The organism is Leifsonia sp. YAF41 (genome assembly GCF_052113185.1).
Taxonomy (GTDB): Bacteria; Actinomycetota; Actinomycetes; order Actinomycetales; family Microbacteriaceae; genus Cryobacterium.
Window position 1 is genome coordinate 1 of record NZ_JBFRCS010000010.1, and the last position, 19439, is coordinate 19439.

23 protein-coding genes, 1 tRNA gene and 1 other RNA gene are annotated in these 19439 nt (G+C 64.4%); 9 read left to right on the forward strand and 16 right to left on the reverse strand.

Features of this window, described 5'->3' with window-relative positions; all coding sequences use genetic code 11:
- A partial coding sequence (locus tag AB4Y63_RS12905) for a DUF222 domain-containing protein (protein WP_441791463.1) occupies nucleotides 1-1020 on the forward strand: 1020 nt, incomplete at its 5' end.
- Between the two features lie 157 nt (nucleotides 1021-1177).
- On the opposite strand, the gene AB4Y63_RS12910 is transcribed toward AB4Y63_RS12905, so the two are convergent.
- From AB4Y63_RS12910 to smpB, 4 genes are all read right to left on the reverse strand, one after another.
- Nucleotides 1178-1582, reverse strand: coding sequence for a cupin domain-containing protein (locus AB4Y63_RS12910; protein ID WP_441791464.1), 405 nt, complete (start codon nucleotides 1580-1582; stop codon nucleotides 1178-1180).
- 106 nt (nucleotides 1583-1688) lie between these two features.
- Nucleotides 1689-2064, reverse strand: a transfer-messenger RNA (tmRNA) gene (gene ssrA, locus AB4Y63_RS12915).
- Nucleotides 2065-2193: 129 nt separating this feature from the next.
- Entirely contained in the window at nucleotides 2194-2931 is a 738-nt protein-coding gene (locus AB4Y63_RS12920) for a tyrosine-protein phosphatase (RefSeq protein WP_441791465.1), read from the reverse strand.
- Between the two features lie 29 nt (nucleotides 2932-2960).
- Nucleotides 2961-3437, reverse strand: a complete 477-nt coding sequence (smpB, locus tag AB4Y63_RS12925) for an SsrA-binding protein SmpB (RefSeq protein WP_441791466.1) — start codon at nucleotides 3435-3437, stop codon at nucleotides 2961-2963.
- A 189-nt stretch (nucleotides 3438-3626) separates the two neighbouring features.
- Here smpB and AB4Y63_RS12930 point away from each other — a divergent pair, with 189 nt between their 5' ends.
- Nucleotides 3627-4025: an SHOCT domain-containing protein gene (locus AB4Y63_RS12930; RefSeq protein ID WP_441791467.1), complete on the forward strand. Its 399-nt coding sequence runs from the start codon at nucleotides 3627-3629 to the stop codon at nucleotides 4023-4025.
- Between the two features lie 87 nt (nucleotides 4026-4112).
- On the opposite strand, the gene ftsX is transcribed toward AB4Y63_RS12930, so the two are convergent.
- From ftsX to prfB, 3 genes are all read right to left on the reverse strand, one after another.
- A complete protein-coding gene (gene ftsX / locus AB4Y63_RS12935; RefSeq protein WP_441791468.1) occupies nucleotides 4113-5027 on the reverse strand; it encodes a permease-like cell division protein FtsX in 915 nt (304 codons plus the stop codon).
- The gene (ftsE, locus tag AB4Y63_RS12940) at nucleotides 5024-6361 is read right to left on the reverse strand and encodes a cell division ATP-binding protein FtsE (RefSeq protein ID WP_441791469.1); all 1338 of its coding nucleotides are present in this window, start codon (nucleotides 6359-6361) and stop codon (nucleotides 5024-5026) included. Before ftsE ends, ftsX begins: the two co-directional genes overlap by 4 nt.
- A gap of 95 nt (nucleotides 6362-6456) precedes the next feature.
- The gene (prfB, locus tag AB4Y63_RS12945; protein WP_441791470.1) at nucleotides 6457-7569 is read right to left on the reverse strand and encodes a peptide chain release factor 2; all 1113 of its coding nucleotides are present in this window, start codon (nucleotides 7567-7569) and stop codon (nucleotides 6457-6459) included.
- A gap of 62 nt (nucleotides 7570-7631) precedes the next feature.
- Between prfB and AB4Y63_RS12950 the strand changes: the two genes are divergently transcribed.
- Genes AB4Y63_RS12950 through AB4Y63_RS12960 form a run of 3 tightly spaced genes read left to right on the forward strand, consistent with a single transcriptional unit; the run spans nucleotide 7632 to nucleotide 10036 of the window.
- Nucleotides 7632-8909 (forward strand): MFS transporter, encoded by a 1278-nt coding sequence (locus AB4Y63_RS12950; RefSeq protein WP_441791471.1) that lies wholly within the window; start codon nucleotides 7632-7634, stop codon nucleotides 8907-8909.
- A 24-nt stretch (nucleotides 8910-8933) separates the two neighbouring features.
- Nucleotides 8934-9383 carry a nitroreductase family deazaflavin-dependent oxidoreductase gene (locus tag AB4Y63_RS12955; RefSeq protein WP_441791472.1) on the forward strand — a complete coding sequence of 150 codons (450 nt, stop codon included), beginning with the start codon at nucleotides 8934-8936 and terminating at the stop codon, nucleotides 9381-9383.
- A complete protein-coding gene (locus AB4Y63_RS12960) occupies nucleotides 9380-10036 on the forward strand; it encodes a pentapeptide repeat-containing protein (protein WP_441791473.1) in 657 nt (218 codons plus the stop codon). The genes AB4Y63_RS12955 and AB4Y63_RS12960 overlap by 4 nt, the downstream gene beginning before the upstream one ends.
- Nucleotides 10037-10072: 36 nt before the next feature.
- Here AB4Y63_RS12960 and AB4Y63_RS12965 read toward each other — a convergent pair whose 3' ends face one another.
- The 8 genes from AB4Y63_RS12965 to AB4Y63_RS13000 form a co-directional block, all read right to left on the reverse strand.
- Nucleotides 10073-10957: an EamA family transporter gene (locus AB4Y63_RS12965; RefSeq protein WP_441791474.1), complete on the reverse strand. Its 885-nt coding sequence runs from the start codon at nucleotides 10955-10957 to the stop codon at nucleotides 10073-10075.
- A gap of 169 nt (nucleotides 10958-11126) precedes the next feature.
- A complete protein-coding gene (locus AB4Y63_RS12970) occupies nucleotides 11127-11645 on the reverse strand; it encodes a pilus assembly protein TadG-related protein (protein WP_441791475.1) in 519 nt (172 codons plus the stop codon).
- Entirely contained in the window at nucleotides 11642-12103 is a 462-nt protein-coding gene (locus tag AB4Y63_RS12975) for a hypothetical protein (RefSeq protein ID WP_441791476.1), read from the reverse strand. The genes AB4Y63_RS12970 and AB4Y63_RS12975 overlap by 4 nt, the downstream gene beginning before the upstream one ends.
- Nucleotides 12078-12500 (reverse strand): TadE/TadG family type IV pilus assembly protein, encoded by a 423-nt coding sequence (locus tag AB4Y63_RS12980; protein WP_441791477.1) that lies wholly within the window; start codon nucleotides 12498-12500, stop codon nucleotides 12078-12080. Before AB4Y63_RS12980 ends, AB4Y63_RS12975 begins: the two co-directional genes overlap by 26 nt.
- Nucleotides 12501-12506: 6 nt before the next feature.
- Nucleotides 12507-12683 (reverse strand): hypothetical protein, encoded by a 177-nt coding sequence (locus AB4Y63_RS12985; protein ID WP_441791478.1) that lies wholly within the window; start codon nucleotides 12681-12683, stop codon nucleotides 12507-12509.
- Between the two features lie 33 nt (nucleotides 12684-12716).
- Nucleotides 12717-13643, reverse strand: coding sequence for a type II secretion system F family protein (locus AB4Y63_RS12990; protein ID WP_441791479.1), 927 nt, complete (start codon nucleotides 13641-13643; stop codon nucleotides 12717-12719).
- A gap of 8 nt (nucleotides 13644-13651) precedes the next feature.
- The gene (locus tag AB4Y63_RS12995; RefSeq protein WP_441791480.1) at nucleotides 13652-14551 is read right to left on the reverse strand and encodes a type II secretion system F family protein; all 900 of its coding nucleotides are present in this window, start codon (nucleotides 14549-14551) and stop codon (nucleotides 13652-13654) included.
- Nucleotide 14552: 1 nt separating this feature from the next.
- Nucleotides 14553-15779, reverse strand: coding sequence for a CpaF family protein (locus AB4Y63_RS13000; RefSeq protein ID WP_441791481.1), 1227 nt, complete (start codon nucleotides 15777-15779; stop codon nucleotides 14553-14555).
- Between the two features lie 151 nt (nucleotides 15780-15930).
- On the opposite strand from AB4Y63_RS13000, the gene AB4Y63_RS13005 reads away from it, so the two are divergent.
- The 4 genes from AB4Y63_RS13005 to AB4Y63_RS13020 all read left to right on the forward strand — a co-directional run bounded on the left by AB4Y63_RS13005 (nucleotide 15931) and on the right by AB4Y63_RS13020 (nucleotide 18359).
- Nucleotides 15931-16012 (forward strand) — tRNA-Leu (locus tag AB4Y63_RS13005).
- Between the two features lie 181 nt (nucleotides 16013-16193).
- Nucleotides 16194-16847: a heme oxygenase (biliverdin-producing) gene (locus AB4Y63_RS13010; RefSeq protein ID WP_441791482.1), complete on the forward strand. Its 654-nt coding sequence runs from the start codon at nucleotides 16194-16196 to the stop codon at nucleotides 16845-16847.
- 3 nt (nucleotides 16848-16850) lie between these two features.
- The gene (locus AB4Y63_RS13015; RefSeq protein WP_441791483.1) at nucleotides 16851-17528 is read left to right on the forward strand and encodes a DedA family protein; all 678 of its coding nucleotides are present in this window, start codon (nucleotides 16851-16853) and stop codon (nucleotides 17526-17528) included.
- Between the two features lie 99 nt (nucleotides 17529-17627).
- On the forward strand, nucleotides 17628-18359 hold the full coding sequence (locus AB4Y63_RS13020) for a DedA family protein (RefSeq protein ID WP_441791607.1): 732 nt from the start codon (nucleotides 17628-17630) through the stop codon (nucleotides 18357-18359).
- 39 nt (nucleotides 18360-18398) lie between these two features.
- Here the strand turns inward: AB4Y63_RS13020 and AB4Y63_RS13025 are convergent, their stop codons facing one another.
- Nucleotides 18399-19310: a cation diffusion facilitator family transporter gene (locus AB4Y63_RS13025; protein ID WP_441791484.1), complete on the reverse strand. Its 912-nt coding sequence runs from the start codon at nucleotides 19308-19310 to the stop codon at nucleotides 18399-18401.
- Nucleotides 19311-19439: the final 129 nt, after the last annotated feature.

Below are 19439 nucleotides of genomic sequence, written 5' to 3' on the forward strand. Positions count from 1 at the left end.
CAGATCAGCTACCGGCACGCCACCGTGCTCGCCGACCAGACGTTCACGCTCACCCCGGAGGACCGGGCCGCGCTCGAGAAGGCGGTGCTGCCCGGCGCCGGGAACCTGATCGTGTCCCGGTTCGCGCAGAAGACCCGCAAAGCCCGGGAGCGGTTGGACCCGGAATCGATCACGGCCCGGCATCAGAAAAGTGTCGCGGACCGGGCGGTGTTCTTCGAACCCGCCGCCGACGGCATGGCGTACCTCAGCGCGTTCCTGCCCGCCGGGCAGGCGCAGGCGATCTGCACCCGGCTGACGAACACGGCCCGTGGGTTGCAGCGGGCCGACGAACCGCGCACCCTGACCCAGTTGAAAGCGGATGTGCTCGCCGACCTGATCCTCGACCGCGACGAGGCCGACGATGGCGATGACGCGGACGAAACCGACGGCGACGACGCGGCGGCGACGGGCACCGGCCGGACCCGCCGGAAGCGCCGCCGCGGGATCAAGGCGGACGTCGTGATCCTGGTCCCGGCGTTAACTCTGCTCGGCCGCAGCGACGAGCCGCCGGTGCTTGAAGGGTACGGGCCGATCGACCTCGACACCGCCCGGGAACTCGCCGGCAGCGCACCCGGCTGGCTGCGGGTGCTCACCAACCCCGAAACCGGGGCGTTCCTCTCCGTTGGCCGGGACCGCTATGCCCCACCGGCCGACCTGCGGGCGGCACTGCGGCTCCGGGATGCGACCTGTCGGTCGCCGGGCTGCAGCCGGGCCGCGGCAGATTGCGACATTGACCACAGCATCCCGTTTTGGGAGAACGGTCACCGTGGCGAAACGAACCTGACCAACCTGGCCTCACTCTGCCCGAAGAACCACCGCGACAAACACGAAATCGGCTGGTCCTACGTGCAAGACGACACCGGCACGATCACCTGGACCTCCCCGACCGGGCACCGGTACACGACCGAACCCGAACACCGGATCGGGCCCAGCACGCCGCCCCCAGATGTGCATCCCAACAGCGAGCTCGCGCCGTTCTAATCGAGCTCGTCCCGTATTGAACGCGCTGTTCCTGCGCTGGTCGACCCCGTCTCGTTGATCGAGAAGCGCGCGAGCTTGGGAGCAAGGGCTCGAGCTCCCGCGAACCGATCTCACCACGCAACGTCGCCTACATACAGTCGAGGTGTCGGTCACCGAGCTACTGCGTCGGCGGCAGCGACTGGATGACGTAGACCTTGCGCAGCGTTTCGTGCACCAGCCAGGTGCCGCGCCAACCAGCGGGCGTTACAAAGAGGTCGCCGGCGGCGAGCTCAAGCACCGTGCCGTTCTCCTCGGTGATCGTGGCCCGCCCACTCAGAATCTGGCAGACCTCGTGATAGCCGACTCGGGTAGCCGCGAACTCGCCGGGCCCGGCTTCCCAGATCCCCGTCTCCAAGCCGTCGGCGCTCCACGACGTCACAGCGGCCTCGGTCTGACCCGGTGTCGTCGAAGTCGGTTTCGGCTGGCGTTCCCCAAGCGGGATGCCGGCGGCACCAGAAACGAGAACGGCGGAAACACTCGCAGGAACAGCGGCGGGAACACTTTCCGGTGACATCGTTGACATCCGATTTTCCTTCGTTTTGTTGAGCCCCAGACAGAACAAGGCCGCCCGGAAGGGCGGCCTTGTTCTTGTTCAGAGCAGGTGCTCAAGAGTGTGTGACAGTAACCGATGGTGGAGATGCGGGGAATTGAACCCCGGTCCACTGCTGTGGTCATATGCCTTCTACGGGTGTATCCAGTGAAATCGTTCTACTCGGCTCCGGAATTTGCCACTGGCACCTAATCCGACAAGCCCAGCCTTCGTTTGAGTCCCTCTACACCCCGCGGCTCAATGTAGAAGCAATCTCTCTAAATTGCGCCAGGGTCCGGGTAGAGAGCATTCCCGGTCTGACGGACTTCTTTAGTGCGCTCGCTTAGGCAGCGAGGGCGAAGTCAGTGCGCTTTGAATTGGCACTTATTGTTTTGCAGAGATCGTTTACGAGATAACCCTGCATCCTCGACCCGCTTCTCATAATTGCGCAGGCAGTGTCGAAACCGATCATCCCCATGCACACTTCGCGCCGAATGGCGTTGAAGTGGGTTACTGTCACACACTGTTGAATTTCCAAATGCAGCAGACGAGGTCAACCCTCGCGCTCTGCAACTCCTCACTGTACAACACTCGACAGTGAGGTTCTATGCCGGCCGTACCAGCTTCGCGTCGAGCTGCTGCAGCTCGTCAGTGCTGAAGCCCTGCGCCAGCAGGTAATCGGTGACCGATCCGTACTTCTCATCGATGTGTGCAAGTAGACCTTCCATCACCGACGCCGGCGTCGATCCCATGATGCCGCGCAGTCGTGGGGTATCAGCGATACCGAAACGCGAGGTGAGGGCAATCATCGCCTCCAGCCACTCCCCCGCCAGGTTCGACTCGGAGCGCGCGTAGTCGGCAATCACGACATCCGGGGCCACCCCGACCGCGCGCAAGGCCAACGCGACCACAATTCCCGTGCGGTCCTTGCCTGCCGTGCAATGCACGAGTACCGGCCCGGACTCGGGCGAAGCGATCAGGCGCAGCGCGCTCACCACGACTTCACCGTGCTCGACGACGATGCTTTCGTACATCGACGGCAGCGTGATTCCCGGACCGCTGTTCGCCGCTGCACTTCCCTCATACACCGGGATGTGCGCGGTTTCGATATCGAGACCGTCGAGTGCGTCAGGCTGCATCTCGCGTTCGAAATCGTCACGCAGGTCGATGACAGTGCGAACCCCGAGTTCGACCAGTTGTTCGCGCCCTCGATCAGTCAGGCTCTTCAGCCCATCTGATCGGTAGAGCACACCAGTGCGTGTGACGCCGTGGGCCGCTCGGTAGCCGGCAGGCTCCCGCAGATTGAATGTTCCGTCAACTGGAATGCGAACCGTGCTGTCCATGCCCACCCGCTCTGTCGGTGAATCTTCGGCTAGTCGCCGAGGTGCTTTCGAGCCGAAATCGCCCGATCAGACTCACGCTTGTCTTGACGCTCACGAAGCGTCTGGCGCTTGTCGTATTCCTTCTTACCCTTCGCCACGGCGATCTCGACCTTGGCGCGACCGTCGGAGAAGTAAATCTTCAACGGAATGAGGGTGTAGCCGCCCTCTTTGGTCTTGTGGCTGATCTTGACGATCTCCTGCTTGTGAAGAAGCAGCTTGCGCTTGCGCCGCGGCGGGTGGTTGGTCCAGGTTCCGGCCGAGTACTCCGGAATGTGCACAGCGTCGAGCCAGGCCTCGCCGCCTTCGATGAAGGCGTACCCGTCGACAAGGGAGGCCCGTCCGGCACGCAACGACTTCACCTCGGTTCCACTCAAGACCATTCCGGCCTCGTAGGTGTCTTCGATGTGATAGTCGTGGCGGGCCTTGCGATTGGTCGCTACGACCTTTTCGCCTTTTTCCCTGGGCACGAGTTGCTCCTTGAATGTCTGGGTGATGCTCTGGATCGCACCGATGCTCCGCGACCGAGCGCCACAGAGCCCATCAGTCTATCGGTCGATCGGGCCCTCAAAGCGCGTCACTCTGTACGAATGCGGAGCCGACCCACTAGGTTCTTAGCCACGGAGCATGGTGCTCTGTTGTGAGGGAGGCAGGCAGTCATGAGTTTTTGGAGTGATGTGTGGAATGTCATTTGGCTCTTCTTCTGGAGCTTCGCCTTCATCGCCTACCTGTTCGCCCTCTTCGCGGTGATCGGCGACCTGTTCCGTGACCACAAGCTCAACGGCTGGTGGAAGGCACTCTGGATCATCTTCATGATCTTCCTGCCGTTCATCACGGTTCTCGTCTACCTCATCGCGCGCGGCAGGGGCATGGCCGAACGTCAGGTGCGCGTTGCTCAGCAGGCGCAGCAGGAGACCGAGACGTACATCAAGACCGTTGCCGGGTCCAGCGCCGCCGACGAGATTGCCAAGGCGAAGGCCCTGCTCGATTCGGGCACCATCACCGCAGAAGAGTTCGCGACGCTCAAGGCACGCGCTCTCGAGCACCAGACCGCATAGTCGGGAGCGACAGCACAGCAACAGCACAGACAGACAGAACGGCCAGGCGGATGTCGCCTGGCCGTTCTGCATTGGAGCGTGAGGTCGTTAGACCTTCAGATAGCGCGAGATCGCGAAGTTGGCCGACAGGGCGGCGAGTACCGCGCCGAGCACCACCAGCATCGGCACCACCAACAGCGCATCGTCGAGACCGACAAGCGCAAACCCGAGCAGGCGCTGACTGAGATAGCCCTGCACAAACCAGTGCACCAGAGCGACGATGGCCCCTCCGGCCAGGATCGATCCGAGGAGTGCGGCGAACACACCTTCCAGAATGAAGGGGGTCTGAATGAACCGGTTCGACGCCCCGACGAGTCGCATGATGCCGAGCTCCTTGCGACGCGAGAACGCCGACAGTCTGATCGTCGTCGCGATCAGAAGCACGGCGGCAACGAGCATGAGGGCTGCGATGCCGATCGCCGTGTAGCTGGCCACGTTGAGCACCGAGAAGATCTGGTCGAGATACTTACGCTGATCCTGCACGTTCTCCACCCCCGGCATCCCCGACAGGCTCTCGCTGAGCACATCTGATTGCGAGGGGTCCTTGAGGTTGACCCAGAAGGTTTGGTTCAACTGGTCGGGAGTCGCATAGTCGGCGACAGGGTTGCCGGCGAACTGCTTCTGGAAGTTCTTGAACGCCTCCTCGTGATTCTCGAAGAAGTACTTTTCGATGAAGGGCGACAGGGTCGGGCCCTGCAGTTGTGCTTCGACCGCCGCGAGCTGCTCATCGTTTGCCTCGCCGCCGACACAGGTCTCCCCTGTCGAATACGAGGTGCACATGTAGATGCCGACCTGGGCCTTGTCGTACCAGTAGGTCTTCATCTGGCCGATCTGCATCTGAATGAGAATCGCCGCACCGACAAAGGTCAGTGAGATGAAGGTGACGAGCACCACCGAGATGACCATCGAGACGTTGCGGCGCAGGCCGCTTGACGCCTCGGAAAGAACAAGTCCGAGTCTCATCGGGTGGGTCCTACAATCTGTTCCCCTGATTGGTCAGGCTTTTCGCCCGGAGCCCGCAGGCCCAGTTTTTCGGCGAGAGTGAGCTGTTCAGGAATCTCGTGCTGGGTCACCGGCAGGCCGGGTCGCGTCATGATGCGCCCGGTGTCTGCCGGAAGCTGGTCGCCGACGATCGGCGCCGATGCTTCAGTTGTCGGCTCGGCGAGCGGGGCGGACACCGGCTCGGTCGACGCTGTGACACGTGGTTGCGGCGCGGGCGGCGGCGTCACCAACGGCCCGGTGATCGGCTGGGCGACCGGTCGGGCCGGCGGGTGGAAGATCTGCTCGGCAGCGGGCCGGTCCATCGGTGCCGCAACCGGGGCGGCCGGTGGCATCGACTGAACAATCGGCATCGCAGAGGGGTGCGTGAGCGGCGGTTGAGCCGCGCTCCGCGCCTCGGAGTCGACAGGATTTGACGGCGCAGCAACGGGTGCCGCTGCTGGTGCCACTGGTGCCGCATCGACCGGAGCGGCCCGTGGCGCCGCGACGGGCGATGCAACTGCGGCAGCGACCGGAGCCGCGACGACGGGTCGAACGAAACCTGAGTCATCCGCCGTCGGCGTTACCGGAGCGGGTGCCGGCGTGCTCGGGGCGGTAACAATCGTCTGGATCGCGGTCGTGGTGTAGCCGCCCTGGCGCTCATCGCGCACGATCTGACCGCCGGAGAGCTCGATCACACGGCGTTTCATCTTGTCGACGATGCCCGCCTCGTGGGTGGCCATCACGACGGTGGTCCCCGCCTCGTTGATGCTCGCCAGAAGAGCCATGATGCCGGCGCTCGTGGTGGGGTCGAGGTTTCCGGTCGGCTCATCGGCCAGCAGAATCTGCGGCTTGTTGACGATGGCACGCGCGATCGCAACGCGCTGCTGCTCACCGCCGGAGAGCTCGTGCGGGAATCGACGCGACTTCTCAGACAGGCCGACCATCTGCAGGGTGTCGGGCACCGCTTCTTGAATGAAGCCGCGCGACTTTCCGATCACCTGCAGGCTGAACGCGACATTGTCGTAGACGGTCTTGTTCGGCAGCAGGCGGAAGTCCTGAAAGACGACGCCGAGGTTGCGCCGAAAATACGGCACCTTGCGGTTGGAGATCGACCGCAAGTCCTGGCCCAGCACATGAATGCTGCCGCTTGTCGGCTTCTCCTCCTTCAACATCAGTCGAAGACAGCTCGATTTTCCGGACCCGGAGGCGCCGACCAGGAACACAAACTCGCCGCGCAGAATTTCAACGTCGATGGAGTTCAGTGCCGGTCGGTTCGTCCCGGGATATTGCTTAGTGATGTGATCAAAACGGATCATGGCTTATCGAGCCTAAGCATCCTGGCGGTTTTTACCACTGCGACATACCGTGTCGTCACAAGCTCACCCGTCGAAGTCGGCAGAACCGTGCCGGATTAGTCTTTCGGGCTCTGCTTGCGCCAACGGATGCCGGCGGCGATGAATCCGTCGAGGTCACCGTCGAACACATTGCTGGGGTTGTTGACCTCGTAGTCGGTGCGCAGGTCTTTGACCATTTGATAGGGCGCGAGAACGTAGCTGCGCATCTGGTCGCCCCAGCTGGCCGTGATGTTGCCGGCGAACTCTTTCTTGGTCGCGGCTTCCTGCTCACGCTGCACCAGCAGCAACCGTGACTGCAGCACGCGCATCGCGGCCGCACGGTTCTGAATCTGGCTCTTCTCGTTCTGACAGCTGACGACGATGCCGGTCGGAAGGTGGGTGATGCGCACGGCGGAGTCGGTGGTGTTCACGGACTGGCCGCCGGGGCCGCTCGACCGGAAGACGTCGACCCGGATGTCGTTGTCGGGAATCTCGACCGACTCGGTCTGCTCGATCAGAGGCACCACCTCGACCGCGGCGAAGGAGGTCTGGCGCTTGCCGGCGGAGTTGAAGGGGCTCATCCGCACCAGGCGGTGGGTGCCGGCTTCGACGCTCAGCGTGCCGAACGCGTAGGGGGCATCCACCTCGAAGGTCGTCGACTTGATGCCGGCCTCTTCGGCGTAGCTCACATCGAGCACGCTCGTCGGGTACTTGTGCTGTTCGGCCCAGCGCAGGTACATGCGCATGAGCATTTCGGCGAAGTCGGCGGCGTCGACGCCACCGGCGCCGGCACGAATCGTGATGACGGCCGGGCGCGGGTCGAACTCGCCGTTCAGCAGCGTCTGCACTTCGAGTTCACCGAGGATCTTCTGGATGCTCTTCAGCTCAGCCGTCGCCTCGTCGGCGGAATCCTGGTCACCCTGGCCCTCGTTGGCCATCTCGACCAGAATCTCGAGGTCGTCGAGGCGACGCTCGATGCTTTCGATGCGAGCCAGCTCGGATTGACGATGGCTGAGCGCACTCGTCACCTTCTGGGCGCGCTCCGTGTCGTCCCAGAGGTCAGGCACTCCGGCCTGCTCGCTGAGGTCAGCGATGTCGGCGCGGAGTCGATCAATGTCGATCACCGACCGGATGTCGCCAAACGTGGCCCGCAACGCGGCGATCTGCTCCGAGAAATCCAGCTCAATCATGTCGTGGTCCAGCCTACCGGGCAGACGCGGTAACACGGCCCTGGCGTAGCATCGACACCGCTATGACAACTGCCGATCGCTCCTTCAGCCTGCGCGGGGTTGCTGTGGCAGCTTTTCTGCCGACGTTGCTCTTCTCGATCGGCGAAGGCTCGATCATTCCGTTGATCCCGCTGGTCGCTCACGACCTGGGCGCCAGCCTGGCGATTGCCGGGTTCATCGCGGCGATGGTCATGCTCGGCGAGCTGATCGGCGACATCCCGAGCGGTTGGCTTGTCTCGCGCATCGGGGAACGCAACTCGATGATCGGCGCCTCGTTTCTCACCATCCTCGCCGTGCTCGTCTGCATCGTCGCGCCCAACCCGCTCGTGCTCGGCATCGGAATCTTTGTGGTCGGCATCGCGACGGCCGTGTTCGCACTGGCCCGTCACGCGTTCATGACCAGCTACGTGCCGCTGGCCTACCGGGCGCGAGCATTGTCAACGCTGGGCGGCATCTTTCGGGCCGGCTGGTTCGTCGGGCCGTTTATCGCCGCCGGCTTGATCAGCCTGACCGGCGGCACCCAGGCCGTCTTTTGGGTGTTCATCGCCTGCTGCCTCGGTGCGGCGGCCGTCTTGCTGCTGCTGCCCGACCCCGACCGTCTGTTCGGCGCCCCCGAGCTCGCCGCCGCACCCGACGGCACGGTGAAGCATGCCGGCGCCGAGTTCGTGGCCGAAGAGTCGCACGGGCTCTTTCGCTCGATTTGGATGCACCGCGCGGTGTTGTTGAGGCTCGGCACCGGCGCCGGCCTGGTCGGTGCACTGCGCGCAAGCCGCACGGTGATTCTGCCGCTCTGGGCGGTCAGTATCGGCATCGACGCCCCCGCCATCGCCCTGATCATCGGGATTGCCGGTGGGCTCGACTTCGCCCTCTTCTACGCCAGCGGCCAGATCATGGATCGCTTCGGCCGAATGTGGACGGCACTCCCCTCGATGATCGGGATGGGGCTCGGCTTTCTCGTTCTCGCCTTCACGCACAACCTGCCGAACAATGTCGGCTGGTTCATCGGGGTGGCGATGTTTCTCGCGCTGGCCAACGGCATCGGCAGCGGACTCCTGATGACCGTCGGCGCCGATCTCGCGCCGCCCGACAATCCGGCCCCGTTTCTCGGCGCCTGGCGTTTCACCGGCGATCTGGGGAGCGCGACTGCGCCTCTCGCCGTCGCCGCGATGATTGCGGCGGCATCGCTCGGCGTGGCCAGCGGGGTGATGGGAATCGTCGGCCTCATCGGCGCGGCATTGCTCGGTCGTTATCTCCCCCGCTATGCGCCGAGACGCCCGGCGGCACCCCGGCCACATTCCTGAAGAAAAGTGCGATTCAATAGAGGGATGCCCCTCACCGGAGAATACAAGCCCAGTCCGTCGAAGTGGGTCAGAGACCAGGTCGACCTCTACGAAAGTTCGGGTGGCACGAAGGGCACGACGCTGCGGGGAATGCCGGTCATTGTGCTGTCGACCCTCGGCAAGACATCCGGAGCCGTGCGCAAGGTTCCGCTGATGCGGGTCGAGCACGATGGCGTCTACGCCGCGGTCGCCTCGCTGGGCGGCGCCGCGAAGAACCCCACCTGGTACGCGAACGTTCTCGCGCACCCGTCCGTCGAGGTGCAGGATGGCCCGCACAAATTCGACGCGGTCGCTCGCGAGGTCTCCGGTGACGAGAAGGCGCTCTGGTGGGAGCGCGCCGTCGCCGCGTACCCCGACTACGCGAACTACCAGACCAAAACCGACCGTGAGATTCCTCTCTTCGTGCTCGAACCCGTTGAAACGGCAGCAAAATGAAGCGTCAGGCAACGAAGCCGCCCGTCCTCGACCCGATCGTGTTGGACAACCTGGTGGATGCCGACGTCAGCGACCTCCTCAGCGGCGACAGCCGTGAGGGCGAGCGTTTCTCCGGGGCAGAACTCGCAGGGCGCGACTTGACCGGAACAAGCTTCAGCGAGTGCGAGTTTCGCATCCTCTCGCTCAATGAAACCAAGTTGCGTGGAGCCCGCTTCACTGAGTGCGTGGCTTCAGACCTGCAGGCTCCCATTTTCAGCGTGCCCCGGTCGACCTGGCGCGACGTGCGCATCGAGCGCTCACGGCTCGGCTCGGTCGAGGCCTACGAAGCCACGATGCGATCGGTGCAGATCGACGGCTCCAAGCTCGATTTCGTCAATCTGCGCAATGCGAACCTCACCGATGTTCTGCTTTCGGACTGCATCATCGAAGAACTCGATCTCGGCAGCGCCACCATTCAGCGTCTTGAATTGCGCAACTGCCGCGTCGGCACTCTCGATGTGACGGGCGCCAAGCTCAAGGATGTCGACCTGCGTTCGACCGACTTCAGCGCCATCCACGGTCTTGAAGGTTTGCGGGGTGCCACCATCGATGACGCTCAGCTCGCCCTCCTCGCGCCGGTTCTTGCAGCGCATCTCGGCATCCGGGTCGAATAGTTCCCTGTCGCGTCGCTCTCTGGCTCGCGTGTCGAGCTACGTCAGCGCGTTCGCGGTGCGTTCGAGGTCGGACTTCGGCACGTCTCGCTGCGTGGCGATGGCAGCGGCCGCCGCCGCGCAGACGATGACAATCGCGACGACCTGGTGCGGTTCGAACGACTCCCCCAGCACCAGCACGCCGAACCCGGCAGCGATCGCCGGGCCACAGCTCGTGATGATCGCGTAGAGCCGTGGGGTGATGCGTCGGAGGATGAAGGTGTCGACGGTGTACGGAAAGGCGCTCGAGAGCACGCCGACGGCGAAGAGCAGCCCGATCACTCCCCAGTTCAGTGCCGACCAATCGATGGTGACCAGCGCGTACGGAAGCACCAGGGCGAGACTCACCAGGCCCGCGATTGAGATTCCTTCGAGGCCCGGTAGGTCGATGGCGACCCGGCGGGTGAGCAGGATGTAGGCAGCCCAGGCTGCGGCGGCGAGCAGCGCGAAGCCGATGCCGAGCGGGCTCAGCTCACCGTCGGTCCAGGTGAGCAGCAGCACACCGCCACCCGCACAGGCCGCGCAGATCACGTCGAGCAGGCGCCGGGAGCTGGCCAAGGCCAACGCGAACGGTCCCAGGAACTCGATGGTGGCGGCGATCCCGAGACCCAGCAGGTCGACCGCCTCATAGAAGGCCACGTTCATCACCGCGAGCACGAGTCCGAGTGCCAGGGCCGGCCAGAGCCGGTGCCAAACAAAGGTCTCGCGCCGGGGCCGGTAGAACGGCAGCACCGCGCAGACCATCACGATCTGTCGGGCCGCGACGACGACGGGCGCACCCACCACCGGAATAACGAGCCCCGCCAGCGCCGAGCCGAAGTTGATGCTGACTTCGGTGGCAACCTGTGCTCCCGCACCGATCGCCCGGTCTCGCCTGGTCGTCACAATTCTCCTTGCCGACGCCAGTTTCGGCGCCCTCCGAGGGTACCCGCCTGTCATACCCCGGATGCCTGTACCCGCCTGTTACCAGCAGGCACGAAAGTGCTGGCGGGCGTGTCGTGCGGTCGTGCGTCTGGCCGGCGTTGCCAGCACCCGGCGTTACCAGAACCCGGCGTTACCAGAACACCGACCGGGCGACCGCCGTGACCTCGAGCGGGATGCCGGCCGGTAGGAGGAGAGCCAGCACCGGCGGTCGCCAGGTGGACCGCAGCGACACGGTCGCGCTTCGGCCGTCGGGACTCGCCGCGCTGACCATCGTCAAGTCGTCGAATCCGGCCTGCGGAGTCGCGGTCAGGAATTCCTCCGCCGCTTGCTCGACCCGGGACGATTCGAGGCGCGCCCGCAGCTCCCCCGCCTCGACCGTGACATCGTCAAGATCGAAGGCTTCCGCTCCGGCGAGCGCCGCACCATCTGCGAGGGTGAAGAGTCGTTTGCGCTCGAGGTAGAGCGAGGTGGCCGCGACACAGGTCAGAATCAGCACCGTCGCCAGAAAGCCGTAGAAGATCGTCAGCAGCAGGGTGGACCCGGCATCGGCATCCGCGGGCGCGTGCCCGCTGCGCAGCCGGTGGACCAGCCAGTAGTTCAACCGGGCGGCTGGTCGACGCGGGCGGGGCACCTGTCTTCTGCTGGTCATTCGGTCGCTCCCGCACCCCAGAACCGGGAGACCGTCTGGGTCGCCCGTGCTTCGAGCGGAATCGACGCCACGTTCCGCAGAGCGAGCACGTCGGGCACCAGGGGCAATGCGACGCGGATGCGCACGGTGACCGTCACGGACTCCTGGCGAGTCAGGCAGGTCAGCGGCGCGGCACTGCACGCAATCCCGATCTGGGCGGTGTCCGCCTTGATTCCGTAGTCGTCGAGCCCCACCGCGACGGCGCGCTCGGCACGATCCCGAGCCGCGGCTTCGTCGGGCGCGAGCACGAACACCCGTGCCGCCTGCCGCGCCGCACCCTCGGCGGCGAGCGCCCCGCTTTGGACTGCCGACAGCGCGAGCACCAGGTAGACGAGCGGTACCAGCAGGATCATTCCGACGGTGATGAACTCGAGCGACGCCGACCCGTCGTCTCTACTCCAGTGTCTCGACAACCGCATGCCCCACCACCCTCAACCCTCGGTCGAAACCGAGCATGCCGAGAAGCGGGAGCGGCGCCGTCACCTGCACCTCGACGGTGAGGTGCCCGGCGCTCTGTGCATAGGCCGCCGCCACCCCGGTCGCATAGGTCGACCCCACCGCTGTCGTGATCAAGTCTTTCGTGCGCTCCGCTCCTTCTGCCAACCCGCTGTCGGCGAGCGCGGCGTACCGTGCTCCCTCGGCGGCGGCATCCAGCAGCGTCGTGCGCACATGCAGCGCCAACGCCAGTTGCAGTACCGACAGGGTCAACACGGTCAAGAGAGACCCGACGAGAACGAACTCGACGACTGCCGACCCGGAGTCGGCGGGCGGGTCGGCCCGCCGCATCCCCCGTCGCCGCCGCGTGCGCACGGTCATGATGACTCACATGCCAGAGACGCGATCGATCGCTTGTTGGAAGATTCCGGCGAGCGCCGGACCGGCCAACCCCCAGATCAGCATCACCAATGCCGCGGTCATGAGGGTGATCAGAACCCAGCCGGGGACATCCCCTCGTTCGTCGGCTACCCCGCTGTGGAATCGACGCGACAACACGGACATGATGTGGTCCTTTCTGTAGAAACGTAGATGGAATCAGAATCCGGCCTGCAAGACGAACAGACCGGGAAATATCGCGAACAGGATTGAGAGCGGGAGGATCAGAAAGACCAGCGGAATCATCATCGAGATCTCTTTGCGGCCCGCCGCTTCGAGCAGGTCTCGCTTCGCCTCGTCCCGCGCATCCTGAGCCTGAGCCCGCAAGACCTCGGCGAGCGGGGTACCGCGGTCCAACGCACCAGTCACCTGATCAACGAACCGGGTGAGAGCCGGCAGCTGGATGCGACGGGCAAGTGCGGTCAATGACGCGGCAAGCGGCATGCCGGTGTGCACGTCAGCGACAACGCCGGCCAACTCCCGGGACAGCTCCCCCGAACTCGTCGCCGCCACCCGCCGCAACGCATCGAGGATGCCCTCACCCGCCGACAACGACAGGGTCAGAAATTCCAGAATGGTCGGAAGCTCACTGCTCATGCGGGCCAGCCGTGCCCGGGCGGCGCGTTGGAGCAGCCACCCTCGAAGCAACGCACCGGCCATCCCGGTCGTCACGACCAGCAATACCCGCGCGACGAGAGGCAGCGACTGTGCGGCTGGACTGACCAGCACGAGCCCCAGGCCGAGCGCACTGCCGGTCAGCGCCCAGAGAACCTGGACGGTTCGAAACTCGTCGACACCCTGTCGCGACCCAGCCTGCCGCAGCTGCCGACCGAGGGTGTCCGCACCGCCAAGAATGTAACCGAGAACCGTCGTCAGTCGCCTGATCATCGGTGAGAAGAGCGAGCCGAACACCGGCAGTGGGTTCAGCGTCGTGCGCCCATGGTAGGCACGGGCTTCAGCTGAGACGTCAAGGATGTACGGCGCAACCCGTTGGGCCAGACGCGGTCGACCGAACCGCGGCACGAGACTCACCAACGACCACAGACCAACTCCGAGCAGTATGCCGAGAAACACGCCCCACGCCACCGGAGCATTCATCGAAACCAGCGCCGTTCCTCGGGCAGCCGACCGACCGCAATCATAATGCGGTACGCCACCACCGACACGATCAGGCCACCGACGATCACGGCTGTGCCGGCGGGAGTGTTGTAGGCGAAAGCGGCTTCGGGCCGCGTGGTCAGCAGAATCATGATGATCCACGGCGCGGCCGCCCCGAGCCGCGCGGCGTTCAGAATCCACGACTGCCGCGACTCGACCTCAAGCCGGGTCGCCGCATCCTGACGCAGCCACCCGGCCAGACTCCGCAAGACAAGCGTCAAGTCGCTGCCGCCGACCTCACGCGCCATTCGAAGTGTCTCCAGAATTCGGTCGGCGATCGGGTCGGCCAGGGCTTCCTTCAGTTGATCGACGCAATGGGCGAAGTTACCGGTCACCCGATACTCTCGTTCGAATCCGGCGAAGGCCTCCCTGGTCGCCGGCGGTCCCGAGTGCGCCAGACTGCTCACGCTGTCGGGCAGGGCCAGCCCGGAGCGCACCCCCGAGATCAAGTGATCGACGACATCCGGCCAGACTGTGCGGTTGGCCCGGCGACGCGCTCGCGCTCGCCGCAACACGACCAGAGAAGGAAGCGCCACCGCGCCGAGGCCGACGGCGATGGACAGGGCCCGAACACCGAGGATGGCTTCGGCGAGCGCGGCGCAGGCGATACCGAGGAGGAGCGAAACGACGATGACGGCACCCGGTGTCACGCGGGCGAACCCGGCCTGGGCGAGCCGCGCCCGACCCCACGTGCCCAGGCTCGGCCCGCGGTCCGTCGTCACAGGCTCACCGGTCAGGGTCCCACCCGCCGGCAGCCCCGCGCCCGTCGGCCACAAGAATGGTGACGCGACGAGCAACACGCCAGCCCCGAGCAGTAGTCCCAGCAGCACGCTCATGTCACCGCCCTCCGAGCACCATCGCCGGATCGAGACCGGCGGCCTGAAACTTCACAAGCTTCGTCGGATGCCCGCCCGTCGGCTGGAGTACACCGTCTTGGATCAGGAAGAGCGGGCTCGCCTCGATCATCGACCCGGAGAGTTGACCGCTCGGCGCAATGATCTCGGTCACCCGCCGGTGACCGTGCCGATTGAGTTCGCAATGCACGACGATGTCGATGCACCCCGCCACAGTCGGGAGTACGAAAGCCGAGTCGATATTATTTCCGGCCAAGAGCGGGAGTGTGCACAATTTCGCCAGGGCGTCTCGCGCACTATTCGCGTGGATCGAGCACATCCCCGGCAAGCCGCTATTCAAAGCGATCAGCAGGTCGAAACTCTCGGCCTCGCGCACCTCACCGACGACCAGCCGATCCGGACGCATCCTCAGTGATTCCTTGATCAACCGTCGCAGAGTGATCTCGCCGGTGCCCTCCAGACTCGCCTGTCGGCACTGCAGGGCGACCACGTCGCGTGCGGCCAGGTCAAGCTCAAATGTCTCTTCGACCGTGACGACCCTCTCGTTGGCCCTGATGCAGGACAGCAGGGTGTTGAGCAGCGTTGTCTTTCCGGCCTGTGTCGCACCCGACACCAGAATGTTCTGACCGGCCAGCACGCACATCCGCAAGAACTCTGCCGCCTGTGCCGTGAGCGAGCCACTCTCCACTAGCTGGGTCAGGGTTCTGATCCGTTTCGTGAATTTGCGGATGTTCACAGACCAGTGCGCACGTGTCACATCCGGAATGACGACATGCAACCGAGAACCGTCGGGCAACGACGCATCAACGAAAGGCGACGACAGGTCGACCCGTCTCCCCGAGGCCTGAAGCATGCGTTCAACAAGGTCGCGCACGATCTGGTCGGTCAGCACCAACGGGGTGAGCTCGGCCCGCCCATTCCTCGCCACGAACACCCGGGTCGGCGCGTTGATCCAAATCTCTTCGATGCTCGGGTCGTCCAGAAGGGGCTGAAGCACCCCGTAGCCGGTCAGCGCTGCAACGGCCTCCCTGGTCGTCTGGCCTTCGTCAGCGATGAGCGGATGCGCCCCGCCGAGTGCCAGCTCGCTGTACCGCTGCACCTCGTCACGCACGTAGTGGTCAGCGAGCGCCCCGTCGGCCGCGAGATCGACACCCTCATGACGCAGCCGCACCCGAACCTGCTCAGTGATGATGCGCGCCGCTTCGCTCATCCCTGAATGATGCCCTTGTGCCGCCACATCAGGCAGAACTTATCCACAGGCCGACGCCTCAGGTCTGCACACCTCCCCCGGCGCGAACCGTTTCCCCCGGCACGGACGAACCGGGCAGGGGCTGCAGGCCCAGTACACTAGTACGGCACTCGCGGGAGTGGTGAAATTGGCAGACACGCAGGATTTAGGTTCCTGTGCTTTCGAGCGTGGGGGTTCAAGTCCCCTCTCCCGCACAGCGCGTCTGGCCCGATCGCATCTCAATGCGCTCGGGCCTTCTGTGTTCAGCCGCCTCTGCGCGCAGAGCCCGCACCGCATTCAGCCGCCATCGAGCCGGGCCGCAGCGCGCTGCTGGCCACCTCCCAGTTCCATAGGTTAGGATCGCCTTACCAAACTTTCTATCGAGAACGGGCGACCATGACTTCGACACTGACCGAGGCCGACTTCGATCTTGCGGCCTTCATCCGCGCCAGCTCCAGCGAGCAGCACCGCGGAACGGAACAGCGTTCGTTCATCACCGACCTCATGGGCGGCAAGCTCTCACTCGCGGACTACACCCGCTACCTGGCCCAGTACGGCTGGCTCTACGAGGTGCTCGAAGAAGCAGTACTGCGCGTCAACCTCGACAGCGTTCCTGGCCTCTCAGCGTTGTTCGACCCGAAGCTGGCCCGGATGGCCTCGATCGAAAGCGACCTTGTTGCACTCGGCGCTGCCGACTGGCGTGAATCTCACACGCCGCTCGCCGCGACTGTTGCGTACGCCGAACACCTGAAGTCACTCGGTGAGGCAGACGGCGTGCGTGTGCTCGCCCACCACTACACCCGCTACCTCGGCGACCTTTCGGGCGGCCAGGCGATTTCCGCTCTCGTCGCGCGTCACTACGCTGCAACCCCGGAACAGTTGAGCTTCTACCGTTTCGAATCCATCGACAGCGTCGTCACGTACAAGCGTGGCTACCGTGAAGGCATGAACGCCCTCGCGCTGAGCTCCGACGACATCGACCTGCTGGTGCGCGAAGTGGATGCCTCCTTCACGTTCAACGGCTCGCTCTTCGACGCCCTGCTGGACTAGACAGTGCTCTACGCTTCAGCGCTCGACGATCAGCTGGGCGACTTTCTCGGGCATAGCGGAGCCATTCTCTTCTACCTGGTGATTTGGGGACTCGTTTTCGCCGGAACCGCCCTGTTCCTTGGCGTGTTCATCCCGTTCGTCACTGGCGACTCGTTGCTCTTCGGTGCCGGCCTGGTCGCGGCATCCAGCCCGAATGTGAACATCGCCATTCTCGCGATCGGCACCGGGATCGCAGCCTTTCTCGGCGATCAAGTCGGGTTTCTGCTCGGTCGCCGGTACGGGCGCGGCTACCTCGACCGCCGCGGCGGCCGGCGCACCCAAGCGGCAATCGTCAAGACCGAGTCGTTCTACCGAAAATTCGGCTGGTGGTCGGTGGTCATCGCCCGCTTCATGCCCTGGGGCCGCGTCTTCGTTCCGGTGATCGCCGGCGTCGGTCGCATGAACTACTACAAGTTCCTCAGCAGCAACCTTGTCGGAGCTCTCGCCTGGGGCACCGGAATGACCCTGATCGGGTACTACGCCGCGTCAATTCCCAGCGTGAAGAATGCCGCTTACGTCATCGCCGGGTTCTTCATCGTCGCATCGATCATTTTCGGCTACCGTGCGTGGCGGCGAGATCGGCTCGAGACCCGCGCCGCGGCCGCGGCCGATGCTGAACCGGAGCACAGTTCAGGGGGCTAACCCACGGGAGGAGAAGCAGGCTTTAGCGTTAGCCTGTACCCAGCACAACTTTCCCGCCGCCTGGCCAATCTGACCGACGCATTCTGGAGTATCCCCGTGATTCACACCTCACTGATTCCGTGGCTCGACCCAGAGGTCATCTTGAACTCTGCCGGACCGTGGGCACTCCTTGTGGTGTGTGCGATCGTCTTCGCTGAAACCGGGCTCCTCGTCGGATTCCTGCTTCCCGGCGATACTCTGCTCGTGATCACCGGCCTCCTGACCGGCAGCCTGATCATGATCGACATCTGGTGGGTCTGCCTGGCCATCGGTCTGGCCGCCTTCCTGGGTGGTGAGGTCGGCTACCTGATCGGCCACAAGTTCGGCCCACGGGTCTTTGAGCGCAAAGAGTCAGGTCTGTTCAGCATCAAGAATGTTGAACGCACCAACATGTTCTTCAAGAAGTTCGGCGGCCTGGCCGTCATCCTGGCCCGCTTCGTACCCATCGTGCGCACCTTCGCGCCGGTGGCCGCCGGCGTCGGGCATATGAACTACCGCAAGTACACGCTCTACAACTTCATCGGTGCGATGATCTGGGGCGCCGGCCTCACCTACTTCGGCTACATGCTGAACCTGATCCCGCCGGTCGCGAACTTCGTGAAGGACTACATCGACATCATCCTGATCGGCGCGGTCGTCGTCACGTTGATCCCGACGATCGTTCACTACCTGCAATCGGCGGCCAAGGCCAAGCGCGCCAGCGCCGAGGCTGAAGCGAAGCCGCCGACCGAGTCGCTCATCTTGCCCCCGGAGGCATTTGAGATCGACCACGACGGCAAGCACGAGGCATAGACGGCCTCACCGGCTCGTAGCCCGCCGCAGCCGCTCCGCTCACAGGTGCGTGTGATCCTCGTGGGCCGCATGCTCGGCCGGTTCGAGCTGAAATGTCGAATGCTCGACGTCGAAATGGTGTGACAGACACGCGGAGAGCTCGTCGAGCAGGGCACCGGCCCCACCGGAATCGAGCACCTTCGATTCCACGACGATGTGGGCGGTGAAGACGTGGGCACCTGAGGTGATTGCCCAGACGTGCACGTCGTGCACCGCGACCACACCCGCTGTGCCCAGCAGGTGGGCGCGAATCTCGGCGACATCGGTGTCGGCCGGCGCCGATTCGCTCAGCACCCGCACCACATCACGCAGGAGTGAGTAGGCGCGGGGCACGATCATCGCCGAGATCAGCAACGAGGCAATCGCGTCAGCCTGCCAGAAACCGGTGGTCAGGATGACGACGGCCGCGATGATGACGGCGATGGATCCGAGGGCGTCACCGAGCACTTCGAGGTAGGCGCCGCGCATGTTGATCGAGGACTTCGCCGCCGGTCGCAGCAGCAGCAACGCCACACAGTTCGCGACCAGGCCGATCACCGCCACGATAAGCATCGGAGTGCCGTGAACGTCTGGCTCGGTCGGAGAGACCAGCCGGGTGATCGCGCCGACGACGACGAAGGCGGCGACGGCAAGCAAGATCAGGCCGTTGAGCAAGGCACCGAAGACCTCGGCGCGCTGATAGCCGAAGGTCTGCCGGTCAGTGGCCGGACGGGCTGCGACCACCGTCGCGGTGAGCGCGATGATGAGACCGGCGAGGTCAGAGAACATGTGGCCGGCATCGGCGAGCAACGCCAACGATCCCGAGATCCAGGCCCCGGCGATCTCCACCACGAGCACCACCGACACGATGCCGATCGCCAGAGACAGGCGCGTGCGATTCGTGCTCGTGGAATGTGAATGTTCGTGGGCCATGATTCAACCGTACGAGCCGTTCCGCCCAATCTCCAGCCCAGGCGCTAGTTGGGAATGAGTGTTGTTCTCAGCAACGAAAATGGGGCGGCAACCGAGAGAATCTCGAGTTGCCGCCCCGTCGTGAAAAGG

Excerpts from the sequence above, each read along its gene's own strand:
- AB4Y63_RS12910 (WP_441791464.1), bottom strand. The coding sequence starts at position 1,582 with ATGTCAACGATGTCACCGGAAAGTGTTCCCGCCGCTGTTCCTGCGAGT.
- AB4Y63_RS12920 (WP_441791465.1), bottom strand. The coding sequence starts at position 2,931 with ATGGACAGCACGGTTCGCATTCCAGTTGACGGAACATTCAATCTGCGG.
- AB4Y63_RS12930 (WP_441791467.1), top strand. The coding sequence starts at position 3,627 with ATGAGTTTTTGGAGTGATGTGTGGAATGTCATTTGGCTCTTCTTCTGG.
- ftsX (WP_441791468.1), bottom strand. The coding sequence starts at position 5,027 with ATGAGACTCGGACTTGTTCTTTCCGAGGCGTCAAGCGGCCTGCGCCGC.
- ftsE (WP_441791469.1), bottom strand. The coding sequence starts at position 6,361 with ATGATCCGTTTTGATCACATCACTAAGCAATATCCCGGGACGAACCGA.
- prfB (WP_441791470.1), bottom strand. The coding sequence starts at position 7,569 with ATGATTGAGCTGGATTTCTCGGAGCAGATCGCCGCGTTGCGGGCCACG.
- AB4Y63_RS12950 (WP_441791471.1), top strand. The coding sequence starts at position 7,632 with ATGACAACTGCCGATCGCTCCTTCAGCCTGCGCGGGGTTGCTGTGGCA.
- AB4Y63_RS12955 (WP_441791472.1), top strand. The coding sequence starts at position 8,934 with ATGCCCCTCACCGGAGAATACAAGCCCAGTCCGTCGAAGTGGGTCAGA.
- AB4Y63_RS12960 (WP_441791473.1), top strand. The coding sequence starts at position 9,380 with ATGAAGCGTCAGGCAACGAAGCCGCCCGTCCTCGACCCGATCGTGTTG.
- AB4Y63_RS12970 (WP_441791475.1), bottom strand. The coding sequence starts at position 11,645 with ATGACCAGCAGAAGACAGGTGCCCCGCCCGCGTCGACCAGCCGCCCGG.
- AB4Y63_RS12975 (WP_441791476.1), bottom strand. The coding sequence starts at position 12,103 with ATGCGGTTGTCGAGACACTGGAGTAGAGACGACGGGTCGGCGTCGCTC.
- AB4Y63_RS12980 (WP_441791477.1), bottom strand. The coding sequence starts at position 12,500 with ATGACCGTGCGCACGCGGCGGCGACGGGGGATGCGGCGGGCCGACCCG.
- AB4Y63_RS12985 (WP_441791478.1), bottom strand. The coding sequence starts at position 12,683 with ATGTCCGTGTTGTCGCGTCGATTCCACAGCGGGGTAGCCGACGAACGA.
- AB4Y63_RS12995 (WP_441791480.1), bottom strand. The coding sequence starts at position 14,551 with ATGAGCGTGCTGCTGGGACTACTGCTCGGGGCTGGCGTGTTGCTCGTC.
- AB4Y63_RS13000 (WP_441791481.1), bottom strand. The coding sequence starts at position 15,779 with ATGAGCGAAGCGGCGCGCATCATCACTGAGCAGGTTCGGGTGCGGCTG.
- AB4Y63_RS13010 (WP_441791482.1), top strand. The coding sequence starts at position 16,194 with ATGACTTCGACACTGACCGAGGCCGACTTCGATCTTGCGGCCTTCATC.
- AB4Y63_RS13025 (WP_441791484.1), bottom strand. The coding sequence starts at position 19,310 with ATGGCCCACGAACATTCACATTCCACGAGCACGAATCGCACGCGCCTG.